General features: G+C 41.6%; 9 protein-coding genes. All 9 read right to left on the bottom strand.

Translation table 11 applies throughout. The features are described from left to right. Positions 1–224 precede the first annotated feature (224 nt). Positions 225–1,304: an NAD(P)/FAD-dependent oxidoreductase gene (locus tag AC1U9Z_RS10510; protein ID WP_479957390.1), complete on the bottom strand. Its 1,080-nt coding sequence runs from the start codon at positions 1,302–1,304 to the stop codon at positions 225–227. A gap of 348 nt (positions 1,305–1,652) precedes the next feature. Continuing rightward, positions 1,653–2,306 (bottom strand): CAP domain-containing protein, encoded by a 654-nt coding sequence (locus AC1U9Z_RS10505; protein WP_479957389.1) that lies wholly within the window; start codon positions 2,304–2,306, stop codon positions 1,653–1,655. A gap of 227 nt (positions 2,307–2,533) precedes the next feature. Further along, a complete protein-coding gene (locus tag AC1U9Z_RS10500; RefSeq protein WP_442886070.1) occupies positions 2,534–3,979 on the bottom strand; it encodes an amino acid permease in 1,446 nt (481 codons plus the stop codon). Between the two features lie 378 nt (positions 3,980–4,357). Continuing rightward, entirely contained in the window at positions 4,358–6,220 is a 1,863-nt protein-coding gene (locus AC1U9Z_RS10495) for a methyl-accepting chemotaxis protein (RefSeq protein WP_479957388.1), read from the bottom strand. A 14-nt stretch (positions 6,221–6,234) separates the two neighbouring features. Further along, positions 6,235–7,290, bottom strand: a complete 1,056-nt coding sequence (locus tag AC1U9Z_RS10490; RefSeq protein WP_479957387.1) for an HD-GYP domain-containing protein — start codon at positions 7,288–7,290, stop codon at positions 6,235–6,237. 18 nt (positions 7,291–7,308) lie between these two features. Next, positions 7,309–8,781, bottom strand: a complete 1,473-nt coding sequence (locus AC1U9Z_RS10485; RefSeq protein WP_479957386.1) for a sensor domain-containing diguanylate cyclase — start codon at positions 8,779–8,781, stop codon at positions 7,309–7,311. Positions 8,782–9,157: 376 nt separating this feature from the next. Next, positions 9,158–10,429 (bottom strand): (Fe-S)-binding protein, encoded by a 1,272-nt coding sequence (locus AC1U9Z_RS10480; protein WP_479957385.1) that lies wholly within the window; start codon positions 10,427–10,429, stop codon positions 9,158–9,160. 13 nt (positions 10,430–10,442) lie between these two features. Continuing rightward, positions 10,443–11,822 carry an FAD-binding oxidoreductase gene (locus AC1U9Z_RS10475; protein ID WP_479957384.1) on the bottom strand — a complete coding sequence of 460 codons (1,380 nt, stop codon included), beginning with the start codon at positions 11,820–11,822 and terminating at the stop codon, positions 10,443–10,445. Between the two features lie 169 nt (positions 11,823–11,991). Continuing rightward, complete coding sequence (locus tag AC1U9Z_RS10470; protein WP_479957383.1) at positions 11,992–12,441, bottom strand: YaiI/YqxD family protein; 450 nt, start codon at positions 12,439–12,441, stop codon at positions 11,992–11,994. Positions 12,442–12,575 lie beyond the last annotated feature (134 nt).

Here is a 12,575-nt window from a genome sequence, read left to right as displayed (position 1 = left end):
AAAATCAAGGGTTTTATTATTTGTTGTGGATAACTGACTACATGAAAAAAAGGCAGGCTTTCCTCTATACAAATTTCGATATGCCTCATTAATACCATTCACCAGCAGCATTCTTGAATATGCAAACAACAGGCGCAAATAGATCTACTACTAAACTCCTTCCTGGTTTTGAGAAGGAGTTTTTTTGTTGTATATCCTTGATGAAATATGTAACAAAGAAAAAGCTATAATACTTTTTTAAGAACCGTACCTATTACGTCTAAAAAATTCACTCTAGTATTATACATGAGTTGTTTAACACCTGGAGTATCAGTAATTGCTAACATCCTATCTAGCCCATTATTATCTAGTCTTTCGAAGAGTTTGCGAAAAGAAGAGATATTTTCAATATGACTTTGCAAAGGCTTGACTAAAGATTCATAATCTTTGTTTTTAATTATTGCTCTAGCTGCAAAGACACCACTTCCTATGGCAGCAATAGCACCTGTCCCCGTAAGTCTCTCTGTTAAGCCAGCGGTACGTCCTGCTAATAAGACATTTCCTACCTGGAATTTCTTAACCTTTCCCGTTGAAAAGGGTGGTAGTAACATTTGATACTTAACTTCCAAATGTGATAATTCCTCTTGTTGTAAAAACTGATCAAATAATTTATCCGTCTCGAATTTATCCTTTCCAATATTGTACAGATCAACGATCGCATGAAATGGATTAAAAGGGGTAAGTCTTGCATAACCTTGTCCTGCATAGTCGGTATTAAAGTAAATGGTTGTAGAGTCAGTCTTAAAGGTCCCTATTGTTAAAGCACTCCAGATATATACTTGTCCATCGTCCTCCCAAACACCTAGCTCTTTAGCTACTCTTTCATTCCCTGTAGCAACTACCACGTAATCATATTTTTGTGAGAGTTCTTTATAGTCTGTTGGGCGATTATAATGAATTGGTGTGTTTTTTAGCAAGTTTAAAAGTTGATTCTCTATAGAACTCTTTCTTTTACCTCGAGTATAAAAATAACCCAAATTTCCTGTTATCCTTGCTTCCTTATTAGGCGATTTCATAATAAGTTCTTTACAGTTTGAGATTGGTTGAATATCAACCCTATAAACATCCTTCATATACTCCCGAATATTACCACCCATTGGAACCTCAAGGATATTCAATAGCAGAATTACAGAAGGCCACTCCCACCCGACAGTTTCACCGCTTTCATAAAGGTCAGGAATAACCCCCAACCTTTCACATTCTAATGCACATGCCAAACCGGATGGTCCCCCACCTATTATAGCTATTCTAGGAAGTTGATTCATGCTATCAGCCTCAAATCTAATTTGGAAAATCCTAAATAGTTTGTGCTGTTAAAAGCCCTATTATTCGATAAATCTAATATGTCGCAAAATTTAGCAAATGTTCATTAACCTCTGCGGATACACTAAAGTCCCCAGGATAATTCGTTCTTTTCGAAAACCAGCCATTGGGCCAAGGCTAGAGGCGGACTTAAGGCCCCAACTACCCCACTCACCGCTCCCTTTACTAAACCAATTAGCGTTAGAGCAATATTGTAAGCACTAACAGAACAACAACCACCACTACAACTAAAAAACTACAAAGAGATCCTAAAGAGAAAAAAGGCCAGGTATACTGGCCTTTTCCTATCTCTAACCATTGAACAGCTGTACAAACACCTTGCTGTATTTGCCGCCCTTCACTACACCAATACCTACTTTAGTATATTCGGCCTTTAAGATATTCGCTTTGTGTCCGGGGGAATTCATTAGGTTTACGTGGGCAGTATTAACATCCGCTGCTCCTGCCAGGTTTTCCCCAGCATAGTGGTATACTACACCATATTTTTTCATCATATCAAAGGGAGAACCATAGGTAGGAGAAGTGTGACTGAAGTAATTATTCGTAATCATATCCTGGGCTTTCATACGTGCCAGTTCCGTCAATTTGGCATCATAGGCCAGGGGTTTTAGACCGGCAGCCGTACGCTCTTTGTTAATCAAACTCAACATAGCCTGTTCATCCGCAACACTTATGTTCATTTGTTGGCTAGTTGGTTGTGATGTTGTTGTCGTTGGTTGCGTACTGGGCGCCTTCTGAACCGGGGCCGACTGCGTTGTCTGAGGCTTGCTGTAATTATAGCCGCTGTAATTGTTATAAGTGGTGTAATTGGCTGTGTTGTTGTTGCTAGTATAGTTATATGAGACATAGGCTTCTGCCGTCCCGACACCTGGCAATGTCATTGCCACGAGCATAGCAACGGCTCCCACTGTGAGTCCTGTGAACGCTTTAAGAATTTTTTTCATTTGTTGCTCCTTTCAGAATTAGGCTTTCAAACGTTACGCTACTCATAGTAATATTTTTTTCTTTTTATGACAAATAGAATTATACTATTTATTTTTTAAAATAACTAAAAGAGATTATGTATCATGTAAATAAATTAAAATAGCTTAAAATACCTCCCTAATGGGATATTATCCTAGAAAAAGGGTCAAAAAAACAGTCGCTGTTAGGCGACTGTTTCCTGGTTTATTTATTTTACAAAAACATCTTCAAATTTTACCCTAGCTATTTCATCACGTTTAAGCTTATAACCCCAAATTTTATACCAAACGATGGGTAGTAATAAGAGAGGTAAGCCGATATATAAAGAAACCCTGAGGTCTTCGTTAAAGGCAATAATGCCTAGACAGGCTACCTGAATCCAGATGGCAAAATGCGTTAGATAAGGGAACAACGGGGTCCGATACTTTAGTGAATTGATATCAAAACCTTCCCTTTCCAATTTGCGACGAAAATTCAGTTGAGACCAACAAATGGAAATCCATGCAATGGCCCCAGAAAAACCTGACAAAGCCAACAAATAGGTAAATATTATTTCACTGGTATCAAAGGTATAGGCCAAAACACATATCCAGCAACCGGCAATGGAGAGAAGTGTTGCATTTTGGGGTACTCCATTTTTATTAACTCTTCCTAAAAATTGCGGCGCCATGCCTTCTCTGGCCAGTGCATATAAAGCCCTGGTACAGCCATAAAGACCAGAGTTGGAACAGGATATGGCTGCTGTCAGTACCACAAAGGAGAACAATCCGCCAGCCCATTTGAAACCATAGGAATTAAGGGCTGCAGCAAATACACTTTCCTGCAAACCAGCCTCTTTCCAAGGAAAGATACTCACCAGTAGGAACAAAGGCACGATATAAAGCGCTATGATACGCCAAGTGACACTTTTAATGGCAGAAGGTATGGTCTTTTCTGGTTCTTTGCTCTCTCCGGCGGCTAGGCCGATGATTTCAGAGCCTTGGAAATTAACTAAAATAATGACCATCGTCAAAAGAATCGCCCAGGAACCCTTAGGGGTAAATCCACCATCACTTAATAAAACAGAGGTCCCCCTAAAACCTTCTCCGCCGATAAACCCAAAGAAGATTAAAACAGCCAAAACAATAAACATAATAATGGCGATAATCTTGATAATTGCCAGCCAAAATTCCAACTCACCGAAGGTGCCTACGTAGGATAAATTAATATAGGTAATAATAAGGCCAAAGCCTACGGCCCAGTAAATGGTGTCGATCCCCGGGAAAAAATTATTCATAATAATTCCCGCGGCTATCATTTCTGCTGGTACATAGAATATCCAGGTCAGCCAATAGGACCATCCAACACCACAGGCCCAGGACGGTGATATAAAATCATTGGCATAATTTACAAAGGAACCGGAAATAGGTATCGCCACTGCTAACTCACCCATGCATTGCATTACACAGAGCACAATAAGCCCGCCAAGTAAATAAGCAAGGAAAGCTGCGGGACCGGCTGAATCAATTACGTAACCCGTGCCTAAAAAATAACCACTGCCGATAATGCCTCCGAGAGCAATTAATTGCAGGTGCCTTGATTTAAGTCCCCTTTGTAACCCCTCTCCATTTAACGCTCCTCCAGGTTTTAATTCCTCTTTTTCCATCTCTTTCATGTCTCCTTCCGTACCCGACAGTTGTCAGGCAAATGTGTTTCGATATAACACCCCCGAATTTTTTCCCATCCTAGATGGGATTTCTGCCCTTTTACCTATCTTGTTCGGTTGAAACTAATAGACTGTAAAATACACGCAGAACGATAAAATTTTAAAATTTTTTGACGTATAAGTCAATATGCTTTAGTAATTTTATAAAAATAAAAATTACATTAAAAAATACTTTAAAATACTTTTATTTCCTTTGCCTTAAGCACTCCTTTCGTGTTCAAAAACTTGGCCCGCTTGCCTATCGTGCGAGCCTTCGCTTTCCTTATACCTTTTGATCATGCAAAAAAGCCTGTTCCCACTGAACAGACTTTTTTGCAGGGCAATTGCTTAGCTAATCTTAAAGGTGCTAACCAATTCATTGAGGTCCCTGGATAATCCCACCAGTGAATCGGCTAAGGCAGAAACTTCTTCCACTGAGGCGGTTTGCTCTTCAGTAGATGCCACAACATTTTGCACGCCACCAGCCATTTGTTCTGTAGCGGAGGTTACATCCTGAATCTGTTCAGTAAGTTGCTGTACGGATAAGATAATCGTACCAAATAATACGCCTACCTCGTCTATTACTTTTTTACCTTCTTCTACTTCCCTATTTCCTTTCTCCATTGTTTCCACCGCTTCTTTTGACTGTACCTGCATACTATTGATTAGCTGGCCAATCTCCTTGGTTGAAGTTGCAGACTGTTCTGCCAACTTACGCACTTCTTCGGCTACCACTGCGAAACCCCTACCTTGTTCCCCCGCCCTAGCTGCCTCAATGGCAGCATTGAGGGCTAGTAGATTGGTTTGATCTGCGATCCCGGAAATTAATTCAATAATCTGATTAATCTCCAGGGACCTTTGATTGAGCCCATGGATAGCACCGGAGACACTTTGGGTAGAAGTTGTAATTGCCTGCATTTGATTATTAATATTGGCTATGCCTTGGCTGCCGGAATGGGCATCACCATTTGTTCTTTGAGACAGATCGGAAACACTGATTAAATTATCCGATATTTGTTCAATCGTACTGGACATTTCAGACATGGTTGATGCTGTTTCTGCCGCGCTGGTGGAGGTTTGTTGGGAACTGGACGAAAGCATTTGGGCCGATTGATTTACAGTATCTGCTTTTTCTTTTATACTAATGATCAGCTTGCGTAAATTATCGGTCATCGTTTTAAAGGAATTTGATAATTGGCCCAATTCATCCTCCGTTTTTATTTCCACCGTGTTTCGTGCTAAGTTGCCAGAGGCAATTTCCTTGGCATGGTCGGCCAGAGTTTTAAGGGGACCCACCATTTTGCCTGTGATAACATACGTAACCACCATGCTGATAACTAAAACCAGAAGGGTTATTAAAACCGCTGTTTTTAAAATTTGATTGATTGCCTGATCCAATTTAGCCTTCGGTTCCCCCGCAAAAATAACTCCCAAGGCCTTGCCATCCGGTCCCTTTAGCGGCATATAGGAGGTAATATAAGGTATGCCCAGCACCTCTGCCTCACCCAAATAATTTTGTTGTTTCTGTAAAACTATTTCTGCTACCTGGGGGTCTAATTTTGTTCCAATCAAACGTTTGCCATCTTTAATGAGGGTGGTATTTACCCTAACATCTTGTAAAAACAAGGTAATATCTGTACCAAAAAGACTTTTTAGGGAATCCACCACTTGTGGCCGGGATAAATCATAGCCCAGGGCTAAAGACCCAACAATTTTACCCTCCTGGCCCTTGACTGGTATACCTGCCCGGGCAGATAGCTTAACCACTGTACCAGATTCAATAAAGGCCTGATTTTCCCCCCTTAGGGCCAGTTGAACAGCTTGTTGACTTAATACACTGTCACCTTTTTTATCTGGTTCATGGACTCTGGCTATGACCATCCCTGCCTCATCCGTGACTGTAACAAAATCCAAGCTGTTTCCTTTAGCAAGGGGAGTTAATAATGCTAATAATCTATCCGTATCCCTTTCTTCCACAGCCTGGGCAACCCCCGGGTAATCAGCAAGCAAAGTGGCCTGTACAGAAGCTTGCTGACGTAGATTTTCAATGGTTGTAGCAATGCCCTCCATGCCGTCTTTGGAATGCTCTAATAAAATTGTTTTTGTGATATTGCTGCATATGTATGTGGTCGGTCCAACTGTCAGTACAACCGTGAAAAGAACAATTAACACGATAAATAATGTAAATTTACCTTTAATGGTCTTTCCCATACAAATCCCCCTTCTTATTTTATCGCCAGTTGCTGCACCTCCTCGTTGCTCAAAAGACCTGTGATGACTAAATTGTAATGGTCTTTCAAATCAATAATTTCATTCGTATCAATGATCCGAATCATCGGTCTAAAAATTAATTCTTCTTTTAAATCGATAACGATACCCTTCATATCGTTGCTTAGGATTACCGCAGAACCCACCGGGTAGGGTTTGATAAGCTTAAGAAAGGTCATCGCTACATCATTTTTAAACATAAGATCCCCGGCAGCCATGATCATCTCATAGGCTTCGTGCGGTGGCAGTGCCTTTCTATATATACGATCGGTTGTTATGGCATTGTAAACATCAGCCACCGAACATATGGCAGCCATATCGGATATTTCGTTACCCTTAAGACCCCTGGGGTAACCAGATCCGTCATATTTTTCATGGTGATTTAAAATGATTTCTTTGCTTACGGACGCAATATCATATATATGTTTAGCCATTTGATAGCCGTGACAGGAGTGTCTTTTCATCTCTTCAAATTCTTCCGGGGTAAGTTTATCGGGTTTATTTAATATCCAATTGGGCACCTTAATTTTTCCTATGTCATGCAGCAGGCTTCCTGTGCCCAGGGTTAACAGCTTCTTTCGATCGTAATGAAGTAAGGCACCAGCGGCTATAGAAAGAATACAAACGTCAACACAATGGGCAAAGGTATACATGTCAACGGAGCATAAACTAGTTAAATTACTTGTAACTGCTTTTCCCTCAAGTATTTCCTCAATAATCGAGTCTACAGTAAGCAGAATCTTCTTGTAATTGACCGAGCCACCCCCCTTGACCAGTTCCTCAACCAAACTGACTGCATTTAAACTTACGCTATAGTCAATCCCATTATCTTGTTGTTCAAATTCCTTACCTAAAATATCTACATCAGCAACTAAAATACCGTATTTTTTAATCGATGAAATAAGTTTTGCAGTTAGTATAACTCCTTTACCTAGGAGTAGGTGCTGGTTTTTACTAATAATTGGACTGGCAAGCACCATCCCGGGTAATAGGTAACGTACAGGTAGTTTCACAGCCTTCACCACCAAGCTTCAATTGTTTAACACTCCTACTGCTTCCTTTGGATCAGATGTCTCTGGCTGGTAGTATTCCAATCTATTCCGGGATACCCTCTTAGCCTGATATAAAGCGGCATCCGCACATCGAATGAGTTCTCTAACATTTGAACCATTTTCCGGGTACACAGAAATACCCATTGATACGGTTACCCTGCCACCGGGTAAACATTCCTGACCAGCAAAGGGATAATTCGCTATATTCAGTCTGAGCCTTTCCCCAACATCGATGGCCCTATTTAGATTGGCCCCTTGAAGTATGATGACAAACTCATCTCCACCATACCGGGCAACCATGTCATCATCTCGAACTGCGTTTACCATAATGTTCGCTAAATCCCCCAGCAGGCAATCCCCGGCTAGGTGACCCAGGGTATCATTGAAAACCTTAAAATTATCCAAATCGATCATTAATAAAGAAAAACGCCGTTGGTTTTTGCGCCTAACCAATTGCTGCATATGTTCAATGAAAGCTCTATAATTGTAAAGGCCAGTCATGGAGTCCCTTTCTGCCTTTTCCTTGAGCTCAATATTTTCTGCCGTGGCCCTTTGCTTTTCAGCCCATTGCTTGGTATAATCCCTAACCACAGCCATACCGCCCAGAAGTTTGCCATTCTCATCCTGCCAGGGTATGGTATCAATCAGAAAACAAATTTCTTTGCCATCTGGGCCTAGGAAGCAGATTTCCCGCCCTTGCATAAAATTGTTTTCCTGAATAGCCATGGCCAGTATCCTACCCGGTTCGCCTACCTCAGCTAAAGGAACACCAACCATACCCCTTTTCTTACAAACCCCCAGTAGTTTACAAAGGGTATCATTTAGTATGGCCACTCGCCCTTTTTCGTTTCCTACAATAATTCCGTTGGTGGTTCCCTGCAATACCACCCTTGTTAGTAAATATTCCCTCGCTAACCGATGTAAACCCCAGGCCACAGCAAATCCTAAAATGATCGTGATGATTATGGATATTACCAGATGATTCAATCCCCGTCCCATAATTTCTGTTTCCAACAGCCACAAATCCTCACCCAAACGTTTTTGCTGGAAGGCACTTAATTTCCTGCAGACCGAGACCAACTGGTCTAAATCGCCACCCTGGTTTACACTTTCAATGGCCAATAACAAATCCTGCACCAGCATCTTTCCTTCTGAAGTGTGCATGATAGGCAGCAGAAAAGTGGCAGTTTGTTCCAACTCACGGATTGATTTCTGATCAGTCCGCCCACGATTGTTCATATCCTCTGATAGTTTAACTGCCCTGGTAATTTGGTTAATCTTTAACCGACGTTCTTCAATTCCTGCCAATACACCCTTTTGTGTGGTGTAATTGTTGGTAGCCTGAAAAACAAATAATAGTAGTAAGCCCATGATTAGGGCAGTAATGGTAAAAAAGATGCGCTTCCTGACATTGGGGATGATTTCCACGGCCATCACCTCATTTAGTGACAATTTACCATGTCCCTCATGTTCGTTAATATTTAAGAAGCTTTATTACCTTGGACATTAGCAGAGGAAAATAATTGGGTCAACTGTTTGCATTATATTTATAGAAAATACCTCTTATATTATATAGTTTAAGTCATGCAAATCCAATTACATAAAGATAATTAATTTATGACACAAAAAAAAACCCATCGACAATGGATGGGTCTTGCTAACAATCATGCTACTATCATTGTCACCATTAGGAAAACTTTATATATATAAATAATGACTCTCTTGATAACTTAACAAACAGTTATTTGTCACATAACGATTGACATTCTCTTCTTAAAATTGGGAAATATTTATTTTAAAAAAAGTTTAAGCCAATTTTTAAGAATACCTACTGACCATTTTGATAAGCTTGCTGTATCACCTCAATAACATGCAGTACTTTATGGGGCATGTTTTCCTGGGCCAGACCATCTTCTATTTGCATCCGGCAGGAGCCACAACCAGTGACCACAACGGAGCTGGCCGTATCCTGAACATCGGCCAGTTTCTTCTTAAGAATTTGATAGGATACGGGATAGTTAGTTAAACTAAAGGAACCAGCTCCACCACAGCAGCGATTCGGCTCTCTCATGGCTTTATAGGTAACACCGGGCAGCTTGGTCAGCATTTCTAGGGGTTGGCGTGTCAGACCCATACCCCGGCCAATATGGCAGGGCTCATGGTAAGTGAAGGTCATATCAACCATCCCTAACTTCGTGAAATCAACCTTTAAGTCATCTACCAGGTACTCAGAAATATCGCAAATTTTTTCGGCAACGGCCTTAGCCCTGGCAGCATAAACAGGATCGTCCGCCAACAACTCAACATATTTTTCTTCAAAGGTACCACCGCAGGTGCCACAGACGGTAATAATGGCCTCCACGTCCAATTTACTAAAAATATCAACATGGGATTTAGCCATGGCCTTACCTGTTTCAATATCACCATTAATGGCAGCCGGAGCACCACAGCAATGCTGCTCCTTAGGGATAATGACATCAACACCGTTACGATTTAGTACATCCACCACAGCTTTACCAACATTGGTATAAATATAATTGGTTACACAGCCAGTAAAAAATGCAACCTTTCTACGAGCGTTCGGTGCCTTATTTACTTCCGGCAATTCCGAACGCAGGGGACGACTGGCCAAGTTGGGAACAACCCGGCGCATTTCTAAACCAATGGGGAACCTGGGACTCATACCAGTGGCATTTTTACGAAAGGCCAAGCCCTGAAAGGAACTACCCAAACGAAGACCCAAATCAAATAAGACCGGTTTTTTAATTACATCGAAAGCTGCCTTTTTAGCAAAGGGCAGCAGCTTCTGCCTAGCCAATTCGGCCCTGGCAGCCGTGATAATTTTATGGGCCTTGACACCACAGGGACAGTTGGCAGTACAAGCTTGACATTGTAAACACAGATCAAACTTTTTGTAAAGTTCATGGCTAAATCGAGCCTGTCCCTTTAAAATCCTTGCCGCCAATTGGATTTTCCCTCTGGCTACCCCGGATTCTGAGAGGATTTCTTTATATACTGGACACACGGCCTGGCAGTTGCCGCATTTCATACATTTAATAATCTCTTCTTCCATTTCCTTGATGTTATCATAGATAGCCATTAACTGCCCCCCTTTAGCCCATCATTTTTCCTGGGTTTAATAAATTTTCGGGATCCAGTGCCCTTTTAACTTTACGCATGATCTCGACGCCCTGCTCACCAAATTCTAAAGGCAGGTATTTGGCCTTAGCCATACCGATACCATGCTCACCGCTGATGGTTCCGCCCAGTTCCAGGGCTATCTTAAAGATTTCATCAACGGCCTGATGAACTCTCTGCATTTCCTCGGCATCACGCTCATCCGTTAAAATGGTTGGATGGAGGTTACCGTCCCCGGCATGACCAAAGGTTCCAATATGCAAATTGTATTTTTTAGCAATGTTTTGCAAGGCCACCAGCATCTCGGTCAATTTGCTTCGAGGTACCGTGGCATCTTCTAAAACAGTGGTTGGTTTCATCTGGGCCAGAGCAGGTAATGCTGCACGACGGGCTGCCCAGAGACCATCACGTTCTTTGTCATCCTTGGCTACTTTAATTTTACCCCTGTTCTTTTCCACCACCTTGACAACAGTAGCTGCTTCCCGCTCAACCACCTCAGGAATACCATCAACTTCTATCAACAGTAGGGCTTCACAATCAGTTGGCAGACCCACCTTGGCAAAATTCTCCACCGTGCGAATGGTAACCTGGTCCATGATTTCCATCGTGGCAGGAATTACCTTGCTACGTACAATTTCCGTAACCGTATTCCCTGCATCCTCTAACTTATCAAAATGTGCCATCATCGATTTCCTTGCTTCAGGTGCTGGAATCAATTTTACGGTAATTTCTGTAATCACACCCAGGGTGCCCTCGGCGCCAGTAAAAAGCTTTACCATGTCATAGGCAGTTACATTCTTAACGGTTTTGCCGCCGAATTTAGCAACCGTTCCGTCAATCATAACAACTTCCAGACCCATGACATAGTTTTTTGTCACACCGTATTTCAAACCTCTTAAACCCCCGGAACATTCAGAAACACTGCCACCCATGGTCGCGGTGGCTACCGTACCTGGGTCCGGCGGATAGATTAGACCAAAGGGAGCCACCGCCGTGTTTAATTCATTAATGATCACACCAGGCTGCACGACTGCCACCAGGTTGTCTGCATCTACCTCGATTATTTTATTCATCTTTTGCATTCTTAAAATAATACCACCCTTAAGGGGTATGGTATCGCCGCAAAGGTTGGTTCCGGAACCCCTGGGATATACAGGCACTTTGTACTGGTTGGCAATCTTTAAAATCTCCACCACATCTTTCGTACAGGTGGGTGTAACTACAACATCGGGCATTTGACTGGGCATGTCTGCGGTGGCATCAAAGGAATAACATTGTAATTCTTCATGTTCTGTTGTTACATTTTCTTTACCAAGAGCCTTAAATAATGCTTCAATTGCTTGTTCCTTAGACATTCACTTATCGCCTCCGTATGTTTATTGGTAGACCACATGTCTATTTGATGGTAGGCTGGTCTGACCTGTATAAATAAAAAGACCTAATTTTTCAACATAACAAATTATTTCGACAAAATTAGATCTTTCCCTGCTTTGTGAGAATATTATTTATCTATATGGATGGTTTTCACGACATCTCATCAATCAGTCTTACTAACTCCCTATGAAACTGCAAATCATCCAAAAGCTTTCGTTTCTGGGGCCCTTTCGTCCGTCCTCCGGTTCTACGATGTTTGGCCTTTATTTCTCGCTCTTCCAATAAAAAATCAATGGTAGCTGCTTGAAAAATCCTTCCTGTTGGTGATATGGCCCCAGCCCCCTTGGCTAAAACCATGGCGGCCAAGCCCCAATCCTGTGTCACTACAATATCACCGGATTTAGTGATATTCATAATTTCAATATCTGCTTCCTGGGATGAGTTGCCTACGGTAATATGATGTTCGGATCTTATATTATGGTTAAAATTGGCCACCGTCCACAGTTCCAAGCCATACTCTAAACAAGTATTTTGGGCAATGGACAACACTCCCTTGGGACAGGCATCCGCATCGATGATTACCTTCATTGTTTTATTCATACCCCTTTATCCTAGGAATGGGATTTAAAGACACAGATAATTTATTATATACTAAATTGTCCGCTGCAAAAAGCAAAAAATTGTTTAGCTCCCATTATTGCATCTATTGGCACTATTTTCTGCAAAATAGTAAC

The sequence above is a fragment of the Desulfotomaculum sp. genome (assembly GCF_982386235.1).
Note: the sequence above shows the minus strand (reverse complement) of the source record. Positions and strands in the feature narration are given on the sequence as shown.

Bases quoted from the DNA above. Each gene is read 5' to 3' on its own strand.
- AC1U9Z_RS10470 (WP_479957383.1), bottom strand. From the start codon at position 12,441: ATGAATAAAACAATGAAGGTAATCATCGATGCGGATGCCTGTCCCAAG.
- AC1U9Z_RS10500 (WP_442886070.1), bottom strand. From the start codon at position 3,979: ATGAAAGAGATGGAAAAAGAGGAATTAAAACCTGGAGGAGCGTTAAAT.
- AC1U9Z_RS10475 (WP_479957384.1), bottom strand. From the start codon at position 11,822: ATGTCTAAGGAACAAGCAATTGAAGCATTATTTAAGGCTCTTGGTAAA.
- AC1U9Z_RS10505 (WP_479957389.1), bottom strand. From the start codon at position 2,306: ATGAAAAAAATTCTTAAAGCGTTCACAGGACTCACAGTGGGAGCCGTT.
- AC1U9Z_RS10510 (WP_479957390.1), bottom strand. From the start codon at position 1,304: ATGAATCAACTTCCTAGAATAGCTATAATAGGTGGGGGACCATCCGGT.
- AC1U9Z_RS10495 (WP_479957388.1), bottom strand. From the start codon at position 6,220: ATGGGAAAGACCATTAAAGGTAAATTTACATTATTTATCGTGTTAATT.
- AC1U9Z_RS10480 (WP_479957385.1), bottom strand. From the start codon at position 10,429: ATGGCTATCTATGATAACATCAAGGAAATGGAAGAAGAGATTATTAAA.